The 20004-nt window shown below is 59.5% G+C and carries 17 protein-coding genes and 1 tRNA gene; 14 read left to right on the forward strand and 4 right to left on the reverse strand.

The genetic code is table 11. The features are described 5' to 3' along the window. Window positions 1–16: 16 nt before the first annotated feature. The 8 genes from rimP (at window position 17) to ACYZUM_RS00410 (ending at window position 9075) form a co-directional block, all read left to right on the forward strand. Window positions 17–475, forward strand: a complete 459-nt coding sequence (gene rimP / locus ACYZUM_RS00375; RefSeq protein ID WP_007973115.1) for a ribosome maturation factor RimP — start codon at window positions 17–19, stop codon at window positions 473–475. Between the two features lie 47 nt (window positions 476–522). Then, on the forward strand, window positions 523–2004 hold the full coding sequence (gene nusA / locus ACYZUM_RS00380) for a transcription termination factor NusA (RefSeq protein WP_003221546.1): 1482 nt from the start codon (window positions 523–525) through the stop codon (window positions 2002–2004). Between the two features lie 27 nt (window positions 2005–2031). Further along, complete coding sequence (gene infB, locus ACYZUM_RS00385; RefSeq protein ID WP_041066807.1) at window positions 2032–4551, forward strand: translation initiation factor IF-2; 2520 nt, start codon at window positions 2032–2034, stop codon at window positions 4549–4551. 160 nt (window positions 4552–4711) lie between these two features. After that, complete coding sequence (gene rbfA / locus ACYZUM_RS00390; protein WP_007961438.1) at window positions 4712–5110, forward strand: 30S ribosome-binding factor RbfA; 399 nt, start codon at window positions 4712–4714, stop codon at window positions 5108–5110. A gap of 4 nt (window positions 5111–5114) precedes the next feature. After that, complete coding sequence (truB, locus tag ACYZUM_RS00395) at window positions 5115–6032, forward strand: tRNA pseudouridine(55) synthase TruB (RefSeq protein ID WP_024011571.1); 918 nt, start codon at window positions 5115–5117, stop codon at window positions 6030–6032. Between the two features lie 141 nt (window positions 6033–6173). Continuing rightward, window positions 6174–6443, forward strand: a complete 270-nt coding sequence (gene rpsO / locus ACYZUM_RS00400; protein ID WP_003221553.1) for a 30S ribosomal protein S15 — start codon at window positions 6174–6176, stop codon at window positions 6441–6443. A gap of 193 nt (window positions 6444–6636) precedes the next feature. Beyond that, complete coding sequence (gene pnp / locus ACYZUM_RS00405; protein WP_007961443.1) at window positions 6637–8742, forward strand: polyribonucleotide nucleotidyltransferase; 2106 nt, start codon at window positions 6637–6639, stop codon at window positions 8740–8742. A 257-nt stretch (window positions 8743–8999) separates the two neighbouring features. Further along, a tRNA-Thr gene (locus ACYZUM_RS00410) sits at window positions 9000–9075 on the forward strand. 6 nt (window positions 9076–9081) lie between these two features. Here the strand turns inward: ACYZUM_RS00410 and ACYZUM_RS00415 are convergent. Beyond that, window positions 9082–9576, reverse strand: coding sequence for a hypothetical protein (locus ACYZUM_RS00415; RefSeq protein ID WP_041066814.1), 495 nt, complete (start codon window positions 9574–9576; stop codon window positions 9082–9084). Between the two features lie 276 nt (window positions 9577–9852). On the opposite strand from ACYZUM_RS00415, the gene ACYZUM_RS00420 reads away from it, so the two are divergent. After that, complete coding sequence (locus tag ACYZUM_RS00420) at window positions 9853–10152, forward strand: DUF6388 family protein (protein WP_108181644.1); 300 nt, start codon at window positions 9853–9855, stop codon at window positions 10150–10152. A gap of 51 nt (window positions 10153–10203) precedes the next feature. Here ACYZUM_RS00420 and nadC read toward each other — a convergent pair whose 3' ends face one another. Further along, a complete protein-coding gene (nadC, locus tag ACYZUM_RS00425; RefSeq protein ID WP_095139818.1) occupies window positions 10204–11052 on the reverse strand; it encodes a carboxylating nicotinate-nucleotide diphosphorylase in 849 nt (282 codons plus the stop codon). 305 nt (window positions 11053–11357) lie between these two features. Here nadC and ACYZUM_RS00430 point away from each other — a divergent pair, with 305 nt between their 5' ends. The 5 genes from ACYZUM_RS00430 to ACYZUM_RS00450 all read left to right on the forward strand — a co-directional run bounded on the left by ACYZUM_RS00430 (window position 11358) and on the right by ACYZUM_RS00450 (window position 17991). Further along, window positions 11358–13544 carry a DUF1631 domain-containing protein gene (locus ACYZUM_RS00430; protein WP_108181645.1) on the forward strand — a complete coding sequence of 729 codons (2187 nt, stop codon included), beginning with the start codon at window positions 11358–11360 and terminating at the stop codon, window positions 13542–13544. Window positions 13545–13608: 64 nt separating this feature from the next. After that, on the forward strand, window positions 13609–14169 hold the full coding sequence (gene ampD, locus ACYZUM_RS00435; RefSeq protein WP_108181646.1) for a 1,6-anhydro-N-acetylmuramyl-L-alanine amidase AmpD: 561 nt from the start codon (window positions 13609–13611) through the stop codon (window positions 14167–14169). Next, window positions 14166–15005, forward strand: a complete 840-nt coding sequence (ampE, locus tag ACYZUM_RS00440; RefSeq protein WP_041066826.1) for a regulatory signaling modulator protein AmpE — start codon at window positions 14166–14168, stop codon at window positions 15003–15005. Before ampD ends, ampE begins: the two co-directional genes overlap by 4 nt. A 265-nt stretch (window positions 15006–15270) precedes the next feature. Beyond that, window positions 15271–17301, forward strand: a complete 2031-nt coding sequence (locus ACYZUM_RS00445) for a methyl-accepting chemotaxis protein (protein WP_108181647.1) — start codon at window positions 15271–15273, stop codon at window positions 17299–17301. A gap of 294 nt (window positions 17302–17595) precedes the next feature. Continuing rightward, window positions 17596–17991 (forward strand): hypothetical protein, encoded by a 396-nt coding sequence (locus ACYZUM_RS00450; RefSeq protein ID WP_047291192.1) that lies wholly within the window; start codon window positions 17596–17598, stop codon window positions 17989–17991. Window positions 17992–18085: 94 nt separating this feature from the next. On the opposite strand, the gene ACYZUM_RS00455 is transcribed toward ACYZUM_RS00450, so the two are convergent. After that, complete coding sequence (locus ACYZUM_RS00455) at window positions 18086–18862, reverse strand: TatD family hydrolase (protein WP_108181648.1); 777 nt, start codon at window positions 18860–18862, stop codon at window positions 18086–18088. A gap of 3 nt (window positions 18863–18865) precedes the next feature. Next, window positions 18866–19861, reverse strand: a complete 996-nt coding sequence (gene cra / locus ACYZUM_RS00460; protein WP_108181649.1) for a catabolite repressor/activator — start codon at window positions 19859–19861, stop codon at window positions 18866–18868. Window positions 19862–20004 lie beyond the last annotated feature (143 nt).

Below are 20004 nucleotides of genomic sequence, written 5' to 3' on the forward strand. Positions count from 1 at the left end.
GCACGAGGGGGTTCAGGTGTCGAGCAAGCTAGAAGAGTTGCAGGCCTTGTTGGCCCCGGTGGTCGTGGCCCTAGGCTATGAATGCTGGGGTATCGAGTTTTCGGCTCAGGGTCGTCACTCGATGTTGCGTGTTTATATCGATAAAGAGGGTGGCGTGCTGGTGGACGATTGCGCCATTGTCAGCCGTCAGATCAGCGGTGTCCTGGATGTTGAAGATCCGATCTCCGTTGAATACACCCTCGAAGTTTCCTCGCCTGGCATGGAACGCCCACTGTTCACTCTTGAGCAGTTTGCAAAATTTGCCGGTGAACAAGTGAAGATCAAGCTGCGCTCGCCTTTTGAAGGTCGACGCAACTTTCAGGGCCTTCTGCGCGGTGTAGAAGAACAGGACGTCGTGGTGCAGGTAGAAGACCATGAGTTCCTGTTGCCGATCGATATGATCGACAAGGCCAACATTATTCCCAGTTTTGACTGAGACGCGGATCCCGCGGATCCAATGGCTTGCGAAAGGCGAGGCGTACGATGAGCAAAGAAGTACTGCTGGTTGTTGAGTCGGTATCCAATGAAAAGGGTGTACCGGCAAGCGTGATTTTTGAAGCGCTGGAGCTGGCTCTGGCCACTGCTACCAAAAAGCGTTTTGAAGACGAAGTTGACCTGCGTGTGGAAATTAACCGCCACACCGGTTCCTACGAGACTTTCCGTCGCTGGACAGTCGTCGAAGAGAATGATCTCGACGATCCTGCGATCGAAACCTGGCCAAGCAAGGTTGCCGAAACGCATCCGGGCGCCAAGGTCGGCGACGTCGTCGAAGAAAAGATCGAATCCATCGAGTTCGGCCGCATTGCAGCACAGACCGCCAAACAGGTCATCGTGCAGAAAGTCCGTGAAGCCGAGCGCGCTCAAGTGGTCGACGCCTATCGCGAGCGCCTGGGAGAAATCATCTCCGGCACCGTGAAGAAAGTCACCCGTGACAACGTGATCGTCGATCTGGGCAACAACGCCGAAGCGTTGCTGGCCCGTGAAGACATCATTTCTCGCGAAACCTTCCGTGTCGGTGTGCGCCTGCGCGCACTGCTCAAGGAAATCCGCACCGAGAACCGCGGCCCGCAGTTGATCCTGTCGCGTACCGCGCCGGAAATGCTGATCGAGTTGTTCCGCATCGAAGTGCCGGAAATCGCCGAAGGCCTGATTGAAGTCATGGCGGCGTCCCGTGATCCGGGTTCGCGTGCCAAGATCGCTGTCCGTTCTAAGGACAAACGCATCGACCCGCAGGGCGCGTGCATCGGTATGCGCGGTTCGCGCGTCCAGGCCGTGTCGGGCGAGTTGGGTGGCGAGCGTGTCGATATCGTCCTGTGGGACGATAACCCGGCGCAGTTCGTGATCAATGCCATGTCGCCGGCAGAAGTGGCGGCCATTATCGTTGACGAGGATGCCCATGCAATGGACATCGCCGTTGGCGCAGACAACCTGGCTCAGGCCATCGGTCGAGGTGGTCAGAACGTGCGTCTGGCGAGCCAGTTGACTGGCTGGACCCTGAACGTGATGACCGAATCGGACATCCAGGCTAAGCAACAAGCAGAAACCGGCGACATCCTGCGCAACTTCATCGACGAGCTGGAAGTCGACGAAGAGCTGGCTCAGGTGCTGGTAGATGAAGGCTTCACCAGCCTGGAAGAGATTGCCTACGTACCGTTGGAAGAAATGCTCAACATCGACGGCTTTGACGAAGACATCGTCAACGAGCTTCGCGCTCGTGCCAAGGATCGTTTGTTGACCAAAGCCATCGCTACTGAGGAAAAGCTGGCAGACGCCCATCCGGCCGAAGACCTGCTCTCGCTTGAGGGTATGGACAAGGATTTGGCGATGGAACTGGCGGTGCGCGGCGTAATTACCCGCGAAGACCTGGCCGAGCAGTCTATTGACGACCTGCTCGACATCGACGGCATTGACGATGATCGTGCCGGCAAGTTGATCATGGCCGCCCGAGCCCACTGGTTCGAGTAATTAGGCGCGGCCTGAGGAGAGAAGTGCATGACGCAAGTCACGGTGAAACAACTGGCCGATGAGGTCAAAACACCGGTAGAGCGCCTGTTGCAGCAGATGCGTGAGGCAGGTCTGCCGCACACCGCCGCCGAAGAACATGTGACTGACAGTGAGAAGCAATCCCTGCTGACTCACTTGAAAAGCAGCCACAAGGCGAAAGTGGAAGAACCACGCAAAATCACGCTGCAGCGTAAAACCACCAGCACCCTGCGTGTGGCTGGTAGCAAGAGCATCAGCGTAGAAGTTCGCAAGAAGAAGGTTTTCGTACAGCGTAGCCCGGAAGAAATCGAAGCCGAGCGCCAGCGTGAACTGGAAGAGCGTCGCGCAGTAGAAAATGCTGCCCGTCAGAAGGCTGAAGAAGAAGCCAAGCAGCGCGCTGAAGAAGAAGCGCGTCGCCAGCCTGCTGCTGCGCCGAGCGCTCCTGCCGAAGCTGTTGCAGCACCTGCGCCAGTCGCTGAACCTGTGCGCGAAGCCGCACCAGTTGTCGCTGCTGCGCCAGCTGCCGACACGCGCAAGCGTGACGAACAGCGCCGTCCGGACAAACCACGTGCCGACGATAACAGTCGTCGTGGCGGCGGCGATGGCGAGCGCAAAAACGCTCCGCATCGCGCATCGGTCAAAGAAAAAGCGCCGGCTCCACGAGTGGCGCCACGCACTACCGACGAAGAAAGCGATGGCTTCCGTCGTGGTGGTCGCGGCAAGGCCAAGCTGAAGAAGCGCAACGCTCACGGTTTCCAGAACCCTACCGGTCCTGTCGTGCGTGAAGTGAAGATCGGCGAGACCATCACTGTTGGCGATCTTGCCCAGCAGATGTCGGTCAAGGCTGCTGAAATCATCAAGTTCATGTTCAAACTGGGCACTCCAGCGACCATCAACCAGGTACTCGATCAGGAAACTGCTCAACTGGTAGCTGAAGAGCTGGGCCACAAAGTGACCCTGGTCAGCGACACCGCCCTGGAAGATTCCCTGGCCGAGTCCCTGAAGTTTGAAGGCGAGGCAGTTTCCCGTGCGCCAGTCGTGACCGTAATGGGCCACGTTGACCACGGTAAGACTTCCCTGCTCGACTACATCCGTCGTGCCAAGGTAGCTGCAGGCGAAGCCGGCGGCATTACCCAGCACATCGGTGCGTACCACGTTGAAACCGACCGCGGCATGGTGACGTTCCTCGACACTCCGGGTCACGCTGCGTTTACCGCCATGCGTGCCCGTGGTGCCAAGGCGACCGACATCGTGATCCTGGTCGTTGCGGCGGACGACGGCGTGATGCCGCAAACCATCGAGGCTGTTCAGCACGCTCAGGCGGCTGGCGTTCCTCTGGTGGTTGCGGTGAACAAGATCGACAAGCCAGGTGCCGACCTCGATCGCATCCGCAGCGAACTGTCGGTTCACGGCGTGACTTCCGAAGACTGGGGCGGCGACACGCCATTCGTACCGGTTTCGGCGAAAATGGGTACCGGCGTTGACGAACTGCTCGAAGCCGTTCTGCTGCAGGCCGAAGTGCTCGAACTGACCGCCACCCCATCGGCTCCTGGCCGTGGTGTTGTCGTCGAATCGCGTCTGGACAAGGGCCGTGGCCCGGTAGCCACTGTTCTGGTTCAGGACGGTACGCTGCGTCAAGGCGACATGGTGCTGGTCGGCTCGAACTATGGCCGCGTGCGCGCCATGCTCGACGAGAACGGCAAGCCAATCAAGGAAGCCGGTCCGGCCATTCCGGTCGAAATCCTGGGTCTTGACGGTACGCCGGACGCTGGCGACGAGATGAGCGTGGTTGCCGACGAGAAGAAAGCCCGTGAAGTGGCTCTGTTCCGTCAAGGCAAGTTCCGCGAAGTCAAACTGGCTCGCGCTCACGCCGGCAAGCTGGAAAACATCTTCGAAAACATGGGCCAGGAAGAGAAGAAGACGCTCAACATCGTCCTCAAATCCGACGTCCGTGGTTCGCTGGAAGCTTTGCAGGGCGCTCTGAACGGCCTGGGCAACGACGAAGTGCAAGTGCGCGTGGTCGGTGGCGGTGTCGGTGGTATCACCGAGTCCGACGCCAACCTGGCACTGGCTTCCAACGCTGTACTGTTCGGCTTCAACGTGCGTGCCGATGCTGGCGCACGGAAGATCGTCGAGCAGGAAGGTCTGGACATGCGTTACTACAACGTGATCTACGACATCATCGAAGACGTCAAGAAAGCCCTGACCGGCATGCTCGGCAGCGATGTTCGCGAGAACATCCTGGGTGTGGCCGAAGTTCGTGACGTGTTCCGTTCGCCGAAGTTTGGCGCGATCGCCGGTTGCATGGTGATCGAAGGTGTTGTGCACCGTAACCGTCCGATCCGTGTACTGCGTGAAGACATCGTTATCTTCGAAGGCGAGCTGGAATCCCTGCGCCGCTTCAAGGATGACGCTTCCGAAGTACGTGCCGGCATGGAATGCGGTATCGGCGTGAAGAGCTACAACGACGTCAAAGTCGGTGACAAGATCGAAGTCTTCGAGAAGGTTCAGGTTGCTCGCAGCCTCTGACTCGCGCACTTCAAGGGCCACGCCGAGCCGCCGCATGCAGATGCGCGCCACGGCGTCAGGACTCTAAACGCAACGCCCGGTCTGGCTTTTGTCAGGCCGGGCGTTTGCCGCTTTCAGACCTTGCGGGTTTCACCGTAGGGCAGTAACAGGTAACAAAATCATGGCAAAAGAATACAGCCGTACCCAACGTATCGGCGATCAGATGCAGCGTGAGCTGGCCCAGCTGATCCGTCGTGAAGTCAAAGACCCGCGCGTCGGCCTGGTCACCATTACTGCTGTGGAAGTCAGCCGTGACGTCGGTCACGCGAAGATCTTCATCACCGTGATGGGGCAGGACAACGCCGAAGACATCGCGCAAAGCATCAAGGTGCTCAACGCTGCCGCAGGTTTCCTGCGCATGCAGCTGGCCCGTGAAATGAAGCTGCGCAGCGTGCCGCAATTGCATTTCCACTACGACGAAAGCGTCGTGCGTGGCGCGCACCTGTCGGCCCTGATCGAGCGCGCCGTGGCTGAGGACAATCAGCACGTGGCTGCTGCACCTGAAGACACCAAGGAGTAATTCGGTGGCTCAGGTCAAACGTATCCGTCGTAACGTCAGCGGTATCATCCTGCTCGACAAGCCGCTGGGGTTCACCTCCAACGCCGCGTTGCAGAAGGTTCGCTGGTTGCTCAACGCCGAGAAGGCCGGTCACACCGGCAGCCTCGACCCGTTGGCCACCGGTGTATTGCCGCTGTGCTTTGGCGAAGCAACCAAGTTCTCGCAATACCTGCTCGATTCCGACAAGGGTTACGAAACCCTCGCGCAACTGGGCAAGACCACCACCACGGCGGACGCTGAGGGTGAGGTTTTGCAGGAGCGCCCGGTGACCGTTGGTCGCGCCGATGTCGAAGCGGTTCTGCCGAAATTTCGCGGGCAAATCAGTCAGATACCGCCGATGTACTCGGCACTCAAGCGTGATGGTCAGCCGCTGTACAAGCTGGCCCGTGCAGGCGAAGTAGTGGAGCGCGAACCGCGTTCTGTTACTATTGCGCGCTTGGAATTGCTGGCCTTCGAAGGCGATACTGCGCGTCTTGCGGTGGATTGCAGCAAGGGCACCTATATTCGCACTTTGGTGGAGGATATCGGTGAGCAACTCGGTTGTGGTGCGTACGTCGCTGAACTGCGTCGTACCCAGGCCGGGCCTTTCACCCTGGCGCAGACCGTGACCCTCGAAGAGCTGGAAGCAGTACATGCCGAAGGCGGCAACGAAGCGGTCGACCGCTTCCTGATGCCATCGGACAGCGGCCTGCAGGATTGGCCGCTGCTGCACTTCTCCGAAGCGAGTGCGTTCTACTGGCTCAACGGCCAGCCAGTACGTGCCCCGGATGCGCCGAAGTTCGGCATGGTACGGGTACAGGATCACAACGGTCGCTTCATCGGTATCGGTGAAGTGAGCGAAGACGGGCGCATCGCGCCACGTCGACTGATTCGGTCAGAATGACCGGAAACCGGTCTGTGTAACAGCAGGCCGGCGAGTGTGGCTGTCAACAGGCACGGTCACTACTCATTTATAGATACAGGGATTTGTCCCTGGCCTGTTGAAACTGTTATTGAAACAGTTTCCTGATAAAAGGATTGCCTCATGGCTCTCGACGTTCAAGAAAAAGCTCAAATCGTTGCCGACTACCAGCAAGCTGTTGGTGATACTGGTTCGCCAGAAGTGCAAGTTGCACTGCTGACCGCCAACATCAACAAACTGCAAGGTCACTTCAAGGCCAACGGTAAAGACCACCACTCCCGTCGTGGTCTGATCCGCATGGTAAACCAGCGTCGCAAGCTGCTGGACTACCTGAAAGGCAAGGATCTGAGCCGTTACAGCGCTCTGATCGGCCGCCTGGGTCTGCGTCGCTAATCAGCGATTGCGCTATGAGGTTGGTTGTCTGTCAGGCATCGGCGGTTTTCCGCTGGTGGCTGGCAGGCTCCCAGCCTCAAGTTTTATCTGCACTACCGTTTTACCCGGACAGTCAGCGGGCCGATTCCCGACATTGCCCAAGAATTTCGCAAGAAACCAGTTCCCCCAAGAGCCACAAAGAAGGTAGGACACCGTGAACCCGGTAATCAAAAAATTCCAGTTCGGTCAGTCGACCGTTACCCTCGAGACTGGCCGTATCGCCCGTCAGGCCTCCGGCGCAGTATTGGTCACCGTTGACGACGACGTCAGCGTATTGGTGACCGTAGTCGGTGCCAAGCAAGCCGATCCAGGCAAGGGTTTCTTCCCTCTGTCCGTTCACTACCAGGAAAAAACTTACGCTGCCGGTAAGATCCCTGGCGGTTTCTTCAAGCGTGAAGGCCGTCCTTCCGAGAAAGAAACCCTGACTTCCCGACTGATCGACCGTCCGATCCGTCCGCTGTTCCCAGAAGGTTTCATGAACGAAGTGCAGGTTGTCTGCACCGTCGTTTCCACTAGCAAGAAGACCGATCCGGACATCGCTGCGATGATCGGTACCTCGGCTGCCCTGGCCATCTCCGGTATTCCGTTCGACGGCCCGATCGGCGCCGCTCGCGTCGCTTTCCACGAAAGCACCGGCTACCTGCTGAACCCGACCTACGAGCAGCAAGCTGCTTCGAGCCTGGACATGGTCGTTGCCGGCACCTCCGACGCCGTACTGATGGTTGAATCGGAAGCCAAAGAGCTGACCGAAGACCAGATGCTGGGCGCGGTACTGTTTGCTCACGACGAGTTCCAGGTGGTGATCAACGCCGTCAAGGAACTGGCCGCTGAAGCTGCCAAGCCAACCTGGACCTGGGCGCCTGCTCCAGAAGCCACCGAACTGCTGGGCGCGATCCGTGCCGAGTTCGGCGAAGCGATCTCCCAGGCTTACACCATCACCGTCAAGGCTGACCGCTACGCACGTCTGGGCGAGCTGAAAGACCAGGTCGTTGCCAAGCTGTCCGGCGAAGAAGGCCAGCCTTCTGCTGCTGACGTCAAAGCCGCTTTCGGCGAAATCGAATACCGCACCGTTCGCGAAAACATCGTTAACGGCAAGCCACGTATCGACGGCCGCGACACCCGCACCGTACGTCCGCTGAACATCGAAGTCGGCGTTCTGCCTAAGACTCACGGTTCGGCGCTGTTCACCCGTGGCGAAACCCAGGCTCTGGTAGTCGCGACGCTGGGTACTGCCCGTGACGCACAGCTGCTGGACACCCTGGAAGGCGAGAAAAAAGACCCGTTCATGCTGCACTACAACTTCCCTCCGTTCTCGGTGGGCGAGTGTGGTCGCATGGGTGGCGCTGGTCGTCGTGAAATCGGTCACGGCCGTCTGGCCCGTCGTTCGGTTTCGGCCATGCTGCCAGCCGCTGACGTGTTCCCGTACACCATCCGTGTGGTTTCGGAAATCACCGAATCCAACGGTTCGAGCTCGATGGCTTCCGTTTGCGGCGCTTCCCTGGCCCTGATGGACGCTGGTGTGCCAATGAAGGCGCCGGTTGCCGGTATCGCCATGGGTCTGGTCAAAGAAGGCGAGAAGTTCGCCGTCCTGACCGACATCCTGGGTGACGAAGACCACCTGGGCGACATGGACTTCAAAGTAGCCGGTACCGCCAAAGGCGTTACTGCGCTGCAGATGGACATCAAGATCAAGGGCATCACCGAAGAGATCATGGAAATCGCTCTGGGCCAGGCCCTGGAAGCGCGCCTGAACATCCTCGGCCAGATGAACCAGATCATCGGTCAGTCGCGTACCGAGCTGTCGGCCAACGCGCCGACCATGATCGCGATGAAGATCGACACAGACAAGATCCGTGACGTTATCGGTAAAGGTGGCGCGACCATCCGTGCGATCTGCGAAGAAACCAAGGCTTCGATCGATATCGAAGACGACGGTTCGATCAAGATCTTCGGCGAAACCAAGGATGCCGCAGAAGCTGCTCGCCAGCGCGTTCTGAGCATCACTGCAGAAGCCGAGATCGGCAAGATCTACGTCGGCAAGGTTGAGCGCATCGTCGACTTCGGCGCATTCGTCAACATCCTGCCGGGCAAGGACGGTCTGGTGCACATCTCGATGCTGAGCGACGCTCGCGTAGAGAAAGTCACCGACATCCTGAAAGAAGGCCAGGAAGTGGAAGTGCTGGTACTGGACGTGGACAACCGCGGCCGTATCAAGCTGTCCATCAAAGACGTGGCAGCGGCCAAGGCTTCGGGTGTTTAATCAGCCCCCAGCTTTAGCGCAATGAAAATGCCCCGCCGTGAAAACGGCGGGGCATTTTTTTGTCTGCCATAAACGCATTTGTGGCGAGGGAGCTTGCTCCCGCCCGGTTGCGCAGCAGTCGTAAAAAACATCAGCCTCAGAAAGGTTGGGGTCGCTGCGCAACCCAGCGGGAGCAAGCTCCCTCGCCACAAGTGATAATCAGCAGAAACACGCTCAAATTTGCCGCAGCCCGAGACCGGTGCTAGGTTTAGCCCACCGCCCGTGTAGCTCAGCCGGTAGAGCAGCGCACTCGTAACGCGAAGGTCGCAGGTTCGATTCCTGTCTCGGGCACCACTTCCCTTATTTCACCTTGCGGCTCAGATCCTCGACGGTTCGTTTGAGTTGTTCCATGGCGCGATCCTGATCGTTGATTTTCTGCTTCAGGCTGGAAATCTCGCTGCTGGCGGAATTCGAGCTCGAGCCGCTGTTGCGCTTGAGGTCTTCGACCTGGCGTCCGAGGGTATCCAGTTGCCGGTCCTGATCCTTGACCTTGCTCTTCAGGTCATCGATTTCCTTGCTGCTGGAGTTCGAACTCGAACCGCTGCTGCGTTTGAGTTCTTCAATCTGGCGTGACTGATCGCGGACGGTATCGCGGATCTTTTGCAGTTCATCAATGCTGATATCGCTTTTGATGACAACATCCTTGCCGTAGTCATTGTGAATCAGCGAAACCTTGTCGCCATAGGATGAGCTGCTGTTGCTCAATTCAAGCGCCATGGCGCTGGCCGGCAACAGCATGGCGGCGAGCAGGGCACTGGCAGACACAACGGAACAAATCTTCGAAAAGCTGCGCATCACTGGTTTTCCTTGTGAACAGCAAGAGTGAGTGCCGAAGTGGCACATCGCTATGACTCAAAATCCGGATTTATGTTCCGCAGGTCAAGTTTTTGTGCAAGAGATGTAAAGAGCCGTGTAATTCGTCATGCAAACGTCCTATATTCGGTGCCTGCATGAGCATCGCTTAGCAGTTTTCAGATGATCCCGAATGGTTCCGAAGGCCGGACAATCCGCGTCAGAGAGATCCTTGATGATCCAGATCCATCCTCCATTCTTACGATCAGCGAGAACGCCATGACCGAATTAACTCAAGAGCAACGTCACGAACAAGCGCTGGAGAAATACAAGCTCGACGCGCCCCAACTGCTGGAAGAGATCAAGGACCTGAGTCCTGATGATCAGAAAGACCAGATCCAGTGGGCATTCGAGGACGAAGCCGAATCTCAGGGCTTGCAGCCGTGGGAGTTGACGCTCAAGTACACCAGCACCCCTGAAGAGTTTGAGGCCAAGCGTCTGGAACTGCACAAGGAGGCGGCCGAAGTGTTGGGCGTCGATTGGGAAGAGTACTGCGAGATGAACAATCTGGTGGTCTGAAACAAAAACGCCAGCCTTAACCGGGCTGGCGTTTTTTATGGCTTGAGGGCCTCAGAGGCTCAGACGCATCGACAGGTCCACTGCCTTCACATCCTTGGTCATCGCACCGATCGAGATGTAATCCACCCCGGTCTCGGCAATCGGCAGCAGCGTGCTTTCGTTGATGCCGCCGCTGGCCTCCAGTTTGGCCTTGCCGCCGTTCAGGCGCACGGCTTCGCGCATGTCATCCAGGCTCAGCTCGTCGAGCATGATGATGTCGGCGCCGGCTGTCAGCGCTTCTTTCAGCTCTTCCAGACTTTCCACTTCGACTTCCACCGGTTTGCCCGGCGCGATCTTGTGCGCGGCGGCGATGGCCTGCGCAATGCCGCCGCTGGCGGCGATGTGGTTTTCCTTGATCAGGAACGCGTCGTAGAGGCCGATGCGGTGGTTGTGGCAGCCGCCGCAGGTCACTGCGTATTTCTGCGCCAGACGCAGGCCTGGCAGGGTCTTGCGGGTATCCAGCAGCTTGACCTGGGTCTGGGCCACGAAGTCCGCCAGGTACTGCGCACGCGTTGCCACGCCGGACAGCAGTTGCAGGAAGTTCAGCGCGCTGCGCTCGCCCGTCAGCAACGAACGCGCCGGGCCTTCCAGGTGAAATAGCGGCTGATTGGGTTTGACCCGTTCGCCATCCCGCACCTGCCAATGCACTGCGACGCGCGGATCGAGCTGGCGAAACACCGTGTCAACCCACGCCGTGCCGCAGATGACGGCGTCGTCACGAGTAATGATGGTGGCTTTGGCCAGACGTTCGGCCGGGATCAGTTGCGCGGTGATGTCGCCGCTGCCGACGTCTTCGAGCAACGCGCGGCGCACGTTGGCTTCGATTTCGGCGGTCAGATCGGCGAGACGTAGATTCGGCATAACGGGCTCCACAAACTAAGTGCGCCGATTATAGGGGCATGGCGAGAGCCAACCCAAGGCGAGAACGCGCGTGGCAGACTGCAACTGGTCGATTTTCTGTGAGCAAAGCAGCGCTTCTCGTGGTCACTGGAAGGTGTTGCAGGCATAGGGGAAACCCTGACGGCTATAGCGCCCGCGACAAGTTTTGCAAGATAATCCGCCTTGCATTTGACGTCATGGCTTTGACGCTGATGTGAGAGCAAGCCCGCTCCCACAGGGAATTGCGCGGTAACTGCCCAGTGGAATCACCGTTTCAGGAGGCTTGGATGCACAACGACGGGAATGTAGTGCCTTTGCACAAGGCCGCTACCGATCAGGCGAATCACTCGCCGCTCGCCCGCCTGCCTGTGATTCTGCTTCAGGTCCGCGACAAGGCGGCCCAGCAACTGCGCCACGGTTTGCAGGAGTTGTTCGATAACGCCGACGACACCCTGTTCGAAATGGCCGACCGAGCGCGCAACGATGTCGAACAGAACATCTTTTTCGAAGCCATGCGCGACCTGCGCCTCAAGCGCAAAAACATCGAGCGCGGGTTTCTCGAACAATTTTTCGAAGCCTTCGTCGCTCTCATCCAGTACGACCCCGTTCAGCACACGTTGCCCGATTCGTTGATGTTCGAAGAGTCGGCACCGCGCACCGACGACATGGAGCGCAACGTGGCGGTCGAGACCATGGTCGGCCGGGTGCTCAAGCGTGACGGCTTTGCCCTCGATCAACTGACCGCGCGGCTCAACGTGTTGCTGGGCAAGAATTTCGACAACCAGCACAACCCGCTCGGCCCGACGATGCTCTGCGAGTTTTTTCTGCAAGCCGGGCGCAACCTGGGGGTGGAGATCAAGGTCAAGCTGATCTTGCTCAAACTGTTCGAACGCTACGTACTGGCCGACACCGAGCCGTTGTACGCCGAAGCCAATCAATTGCTGGTCGCCACTGGCGTGCTGCCCGAGTTGAAACCGGCACCTGCGCGTCGCGCGATCGAGCGTGCGGCAGCGAGCATCAGCAGCGAAGAAAGCGACGAGCCGGCTCCCGCCGACGAAGGCGTACAGGAAGTTTTCGCCGCGTTGCAGGAGTTGCTCCGGCACGTGCGCGGCAGCGTCGCGCCGACCCTGGAGCCGAGCGTCGCGACGCAGCCGATCAGTACCCGCGATCTGCTGCGCCTGCTCTCGCATCTGCAGCAATACGTCCCGGCGCTGGCGGCGCAGGATGACTTCGACCTGCGCAACCAGCTCGAACAATTGCTGACACGGGTCAGCGTCAGGAGCGGCAAATCGCGCATCGTCGACGGTGCGGATGAAGACGTGATCAATCTGATTGCGATGGTCTTCGACTGCATCCTCGAAGACCCTAACCTGCCGGATTCGCTCAAGGCGTTGATCGCCCGTCTGCAGATTCCGATGCTCAAAGTGGCGGTGCTCGACAAAAGCTTCTTCAGTCGCGGCAGCCACCCGGCGCGACGCCTGCTCAATGAGATCGCCGATGCCGCCATGGGCTGGGGCGATTGCAGCGGCGAGGCGCGTGACAGCCTGTATCTGCGCATCGAACAAGTGGTGCAGCGCCTGCTCACCGAGTTCGTTGACGACCCGGCGATCTTCTCCGAATTGCTCGCAGACTTCCTCGCCTTCACCAGCGATGAGCGGCGGCGCAGCGAATTGCTTGAGCAGCGTTTGCGCGACGCCGAGGAAGGGCGAGCGAAAACCGAGTTGGCCCGGCAGCGGGTCGAGCAGGTGTTGAATCTGGCGCTGCTGGGGAAAGTCCTGCCGCCTTCGGTGGTAATGTTCGTGCGTGATGCGTGGAGCAAAGTGCTGCTGCTGACGTGCCTCAAGCATGGCGACCAGTCGGCTGAATGGCAGGCCGATGTCCAGACCATGGAACAATTGATCTGGAGCGTGCAACGTCATGACGAGGCGGACGCCGGTCTGCGATTGCTGGCGCTGGTGCCCGGTTTGCTCAAATCATTGCGTGATGGCCTGAGCAGTTCGGCGTTCGATCCGTTCGCCACCAGCGAATTTTTCAGCGAGCTGGAAGCGTTGCATGTGCGGGTGCTTGAGCCCTCATCCGAGCCGCCGCCGGCCGATGCGCCGGCGCTGGTCGAAGTGTCGCAGCACATTACCCTGCGCAGCGCTGAAGAGGGCGCGATCGGCCTGAATGCCAGCGGCCTGGCGCATGACGACCCCGGCCTGCGTCAGGTGGAGCAATTGCGTCTGGGCAGTTGGGTCGCCTTCCAGGAAGACGACGAGCACAGCCTGCGCTGCAAGCTCGCGGCGGTCATCGAAGCCACCGGCAAATACGTGTTTGTTGATCGTACCGGGATGAAAGTGCTGGAGCGCAGCCGCATTGACCTGGCCCTTGAATTCCGCCGGGGCGCGGTGCGTGCGCTGGATGACACCTTGCTGTTTGATCGGGCGCTGGAGTCGGTGCTCGGCAATCTGCGGCGCCTCAATCGCGGCAAGTGATCGCGCGCCGGGGGCCGATCACGGCATACTGGGCGCCAACACAGTCGGCGTTGAAGGAATCGGTATGCAGTTGGATCCCGCTAGCGGGTGGTGTCACGGGGTGCAGGTCTGCCCATCGCCCAACTTCAATGAACGCCCTGCGGGCGAAATCTCCCTGTTGGTGATCCACAACATCAGCCTGCCGCCGGCGCAGTTCGCCACCGGCAAGGTGCAGGAATTTTTCCAGAATCGTCTGGATGTCACCGAGCATCCCTATTTTGCAGGGATTGCCGACTTGCGCGTCTCGGCGCATTTTCTGATCGAACGTGACGGCCGCGTCACCCAGTTTGTCTCCTGTCTGGAGCGGGCGTGGCATGCGGGCGTGTCGAAGTTCGAAGGCCGGGAAACCTGTAACGATTTTTCCGTGGGCATCGAGCTCGAAGGCACCGATGATCTGCCCTTTACCGATGCGCAGTATCAGGCGCTGATCACGCTGACGCGTCAGCTGCAAACCGCATTTCCGGCCATCACCGACGCCCGTATCTGCGGGCACAGCGACATCGCACCCGGGCGCAAGACCGATCCTGGCCCGGCATTCGACTGGGCGCGTTACCGCGCAGCCCTGGCACAAGAGGAAGGACAATGAGTTTTCTGGTGTTACTGCTGGCGGTCTGGATCGAGAAGTTCTCGGCCTTGCGCCATCGGGTTCAACGCGATGGCGGATGGATCCGCGAGCTGCACAAACTCGAAAGCAGCCCACGATTATCGAATCGACCGTGGCTGGTGCTGACCATTCTGGTGTTGCTGCCGGTGGCGCTGCTCGGCTTGTTGCTGCTGGTACTGGAACCCGTCGCGTACGGCTTGTTGGCCTTGCCGGTGCATTTGGTGGTGGTGATTTACGCCTTGGGCCGCGGTGATCTGCTCGGAGGGCTCGGGCCGTTCCGTGACGCCTGGCGGCGTGAAGACCTGCAAGCGGCCGCGCATGTGGCCAAGCGTGATCTGGATATCTGTGCCGACAGCGGTGAGCAATTGCTGGAACAGGTCCAGAGTCACTTGCTGTGGCAGGCCTATCAGAGCTTCTTCGCGGTGATTTTCTGGTACTTCGTGCTCGGTCCGGTCGCGGCGCTGGCTTATCGCTTACTGGCATTGGCGGAAGAAAACAGCCAGAACCCGGCGCTCGCCGAACGTGCCGGCCAGTTACGTCACGCCTTTGACTGGTTGCCGGTGCGCCTGCTGGCTGCCAGCCTTGCACTGGTCGGCAACTTCGTCGCGGTCAGCCGGGTGATGTTGCACGAGCTGTTGAACTGGAACATCAGCGCCGCGCATCTGATCAACAAGGTCGGCCTGGCAGCAGGCGAGATCCCGCCGCCGGTGGTCGGCCCTGAAGGTATCAATACCCTCGATTGCCTGTGGGAACTGCTGCTGCGCGCGGCGGTGCTGTGGTATGCCGGGTTTGCCTTGTGGACAGTCTTGATTCACTGATACTCGCCGGTGAAATTCATTGTGGTGAGGGGATTTATCCCCGATGGGGCGCGCAGCGGCCCCAATATCTTAATGGGGCTGCTGCGCAGCCCATCGGGGATAAATCCCCTCGCCACAGGTCAGTGACCGGCGCAGCGTAGTCGTTAACCTTAAGTTACAAAACCTCTCTCCGATTTGAGCTATACAGAGACAGCGCCCGATAGTGGCTATCTGCTGTCGCCCTGCGCCTGCCAATAAAAACAAGAAAAGCCAAGGGAGACTTCCAGTGAAGAGCTTGCTCTATCCCGCCGTCTCGCTGATGAACCGTCTGAGCTTCGGCATGAAGTTCAGCCTGATCAGCGTGCTGTTCCTGGTGCCGATGCTGGTGACCAATTTCTATCTGGTGCGCGATTCCTACCGCGAATTCCAGGGCACCCGGGTCGAATTGCAGAGCCTCGATCTGCTGGGCAGCAGCCTGAGCCTGCGCCGGGATCTGGAAACGCTGAACAATCTGGTGCAGATCAACGTTGTCCTCGGGCAGTCCGGCAAGGCCGACAACCTCGAGGCGCAGATCAGCAGCCTGGAGCAAGCCGTGCTGGCGCGCTTGCAAGGTCTGCAGGCGATGACAGACGATCCCGAGCAGGTCAAACTGTTCGACGGCAAACGCGATGAAATGATCAACGCGTTCAAGGCGCAACAGGCGGAAAGCTCCCTGCAAAGCAAAAGCGCGATGATCGGCAAATTGCTTGGTAATGCGCAGATATTCAGCCAGATCATCGCCAGTCAGGCCGGGCTGAGCCGCGACAATCAGAGCGACATCCGTCAGCTCAGCGAATTGCTCACCAACGTTACCCCGGGCGTCACCCAAACCCTCGGCGAAGGCCGGGCCATCGGCTCGTATTCGTTGGGGCAGGGCTTTCTCAACAGCTCGTCGAGTACCCGCTTCGACGAGTTGCTGGCGCAGATCGAAAAGCTCCAGGCCGAATACGCACTGAAATTGCAGGATGCCCTCGATTCCAGCAAAGCCGCGCGCGCCAGCCTCAGCGCGCCGTCCGACAGCAGCAAGACCTCGCTCAAACAGGCCAGTGAACTGTTTGAAGCGAAAGTCGTGGTGGCCGAGACCCTCGATACTCCGTGGCAGGCGTTCTACGACCAAGTCACCGGGCTGATGGCGCAGACCTACCAGCTCAATGACGCGACCTTGAAATTTCTCGATACCCAACTGCAGCAGCGCCTGGCGCAAAACCGCACGCACATGGTGTTGCAGGCGGTGGCGTTGTCGGTGGTGTTCGTGCTGATTTTCTATCTCTACGCGGGTTTCTACGCCTCGACCCGCACCACGCTCAAGCGTTTGGGCGCGATGATGGACAAGGTCGCGGCCGGTGACATGACGGTCAATTTCAAGGCCAGCAGCCGCGATGAACTCGGCGAGCTGGGCGAGGTGTTCAACGGCACCGTAAGGAAGATCCACGACTTGATCGAACGGGTCGGCCATACCGTGGCCGAGGTCGAGCGCCAGGCCGGGCAGGTGGAAAACGTCTCCGCGCAAAGCAATCAGGCGGTGGCCGGGCAGCGCACGCAGATCGAGCAAGTCGCGACCGCGATGAATCAGATGTCGGCGACCTCGCTGGAAGTTGCACGCAGCGCAGCGGCAGCGGTGAGCAGTGCGCACAGCGTCAACGATGAAACCGTCAGTGGCCGCACACTGGTGGAGTCGCAGCAGGGCAGCATTGCCGCGTTGGCCAGCGAGATCGACCAATCGGTGCTGGTGATCAATCAGTTGGCCAGCGACAGCCAGTCGATCAGCCGCGTGCTGGAAGTGATCAAGAGCATTGCCGAGCAGACCAATCTGCTGGCGCTTAACGCGGCCATCGAAGCGGCCCGTGCCGGCGAGCAGGGCCGTGGCTTTGCCGTGGTGGCAGATGAAGTGCGTACGTTGGCCAAACGCACTCAGCAATCGACCGAAGAAATCGAGCAGATGATCGCCAAACTGCATGGCGGCGTCGGTGCGGCGGTGAAAGCCATGGGCGTCAGCCATCAGATGGCCAACGGCACGGTCGGGCAGTCGGAAAAGGTCCAGCAGGCGTTGGAAAACATCCTGGGGGCGGTAGGCATGATCGTCGATCAGAATCAGCAGATCGCCGCTGCCGTGGAGCAGCAGACCGCCGTCGCGCATGACATCGATCAGAACATCGTCGAGATCAACCGCGCCGGTGAACGCACGGCCCAAGGTGCGCATCAGACCGAGGATGCCAGCCGGGCACTGTCGGCGCAGGTGGTGGAACTCAAACAGCTGATCAGCGCGTTCCGCGTCTGAATCCTGCCATTCCACCCCTTGTCAGAAACCTGTGGTGAGGGGATTTATCCCCGATGGGACGCGAAGCGTCCCCAATACCCAGTCAGTGATGAGGGACTGCTGCGCAGTCCATCGGGGATGAATCCCCTCACTACATGCTCGTTCCAACAGGGGGAGCAGGGCAGATGTCAGAACATTTTGTAATGCATTGATACTTACGCGTGTAAGCCAATTCCTGTTTTCTTCCGACGGCTGGCTTTTCGTCATTAATGAGCCAGTATCCGTGTTCCGCTGATTGCGTCGAGGAGGCCGCTCATGTCCGTTGCAACCCTGGGAGTCCAGGGCCGTTGTGCTCATTGCCAGACCACGCAGTTACTCAAGCCATGGCAGCTCAACGCCATCGCAATCAACGAACCGTTCACTTGCGCGCACTGCCAGAAAACGCTGGAGTTGCGTTGCCCGAAACAGATCAAACGCTTCAAGTCCCTCGATTCGCTGGGATTGCTGCGCTTCAGCGCCTCGGTAACCGTGTGTACCGCGCTGCTGGTGGCGCTGGTCATGGAATGGATCGGGCTGCTCAGCGTGACTGAACAGTTGAATGCGTCACTGATCGTGCTTTTCGCGTACTTCGCGCTGCTGCGTTTTTTTCACCACCGTCAGCACATGACCCTGATCCTCGACGCAGCCAGAGCTCATGCGAACCGACTGTAGGAGCTGCCGAGTGAAACGAGGCTGCGATCTTTTGATCTTGTTTTAAGGGCGAGGAGCAAAAGATCGCAGTGCCGCAGCTCCTGCAGAAGGCGTGTTACCAACCGAATACTTCGCAGCTGTTGGCAGTGCTGGCAGCGGCCAGTTGTTCCGGACTGATGTTCATCAACTCGGCGAGCGCCGCACAGATCGCCGGCAAGTGTGCCGGTGTATTGCGTATGCCGGGAAACATCGCCGGGGCCATGTCTGGCGAGTCGGTCTCGAGCACGATCGAATCCAGTGGCAACTCCGCCAGCACCCGATGCATGCGCAGCGCCTGCGGCCAGGTTGGCGCGCCGCCCAAACCCAATTTGAAACCGAGCTTGATGTATTCGCGTGCTTCTTCGCGGCTGCCGGCGAAGGCGTGGATGATCCCGGCGCGTTTGAGCTTGAAGCGCTTGAGCGTGGCGATTACGGCTGCGTGGCTGCGGCGGACGTGGATCAGCGCCGGCAAATCGAAGTCTGCCGCCAGTTGCAGTTGCGCGTCGAACAGCGCTTGCTGGCGTTCGCGGTCGAGGGTTTCGATGAAGTAATCCAGACCGATCTCGCCCACCGCACACAGTTGCCGATGGCCGCGCAGCCGCGTCAGCCAGTCGCCGAGTGCGCGCAGGTCTTCGGGTCGATGCTGATCGAGGTACACCGGATGCAGACCGAACGCTGCATACAAGTCGGCATCGCTCTGCACCAGATCCCACAGCCGTTGCCAATTGCCCTGATAAACCCCCAGCACCACCATCCGCCGCACGCCGAGAGCGCGGCTTTCGGCGAGCAACGCCGCGCGATCGGCGTCGAAGTCGGGGAAGTCGAGGTGGGTGTGGCTGTCGATCAGCTCCACGGCTCAGTCCCGGTGAATACGCTGCTTGAAGGTCCGCGCGATGGCCTGCACGCCAGGCTTGTATTCGGCTTGCTCAACCGCAGCCAACGCCAGCTCCAGCGCCTTGTCGGCGATCAACTGGTGCTGCTGGGCCATGGCGTTGACCGGCAATGGCAGGAAGTCGAGCAACTGCGTGTCACCGAAGGTGCCCAGGCGCAGCGGACGGGATTTGAGCGGGAAGTCATGCAGCGCATCGAACACGCCCTGCAGCAGCACGTAGGAAGTGGTCACCAGCGCATCCGGCAAATGCCCCAGACGTTGCAGGAGTTCTTCCATCAGTTGCTTGCCGCATTCGCGGCTGAAGGACTCGGCGTGCTCGATCAGCACTTCGCCTTTGAAGTCGAGCAGTGCCTGCTTGAAGCCGGCCGCACGTTCCTGACTGATGCTCAGCTCCGGACGTGCGCCGAGCAGCACGATCTGTTTTGGCTGCGGGGTGAGCAGGCTGTGAGTCAGGTGCAGGCTGGCTTCGCGGTCGTCACTGATCACCGAGCAGAAGTGCTCGGGTTCCATGACCCGGTCGATGGCGATGATCGGCAGACCCTTGGCCTGCAACTGGCGATAGCTGTCGTCACCGGCCGGCAGGCAACTGGCGACGATCAGCGCATCGCAGCGGCGCGCCTTGAACAGTTGCAGCAACTGGCGCTCGCTGTCCGGCGCATCGTCGGAGCTGGCGATCAGCAACTGATAACCCCGCGCCCGCGCGCCTTGCTCGAGCAGTTTAGCGATCCGCGCGTAACTGGGGTTTTCCAGATCCGGCAGAATAAAGCCCAACGTGCGCGTGTGCCGACTGCGCAACCCGGCCGCTTGTGGATTGGGGGTGAAGCCGTGCTGTTCGACGACCGCACGCACCCGCTCGACCGTGGCGTTGCTGATGCGTTGCTGTTCGGCCTTGCCGTTGATGACGTAGCTGGCGGTGGTCACGGACACTCCGGCCAACCGCGCGATATCACTGAGTTTCAACCCGGTATTTCCTTGTTTTTTCGAGCTTGCCGCGACATTTTCGCCAATCCTACCCGATTCAGGCAGACGACTATTGTCGCAGCGCATCCGACAAGTTGGACTTCAAGGATGAGACATTATCGAGTAACGTGCCGATCAATCTA

This window comes from Pseudomonas sp. m6p, from assembly GCF_055760375.1.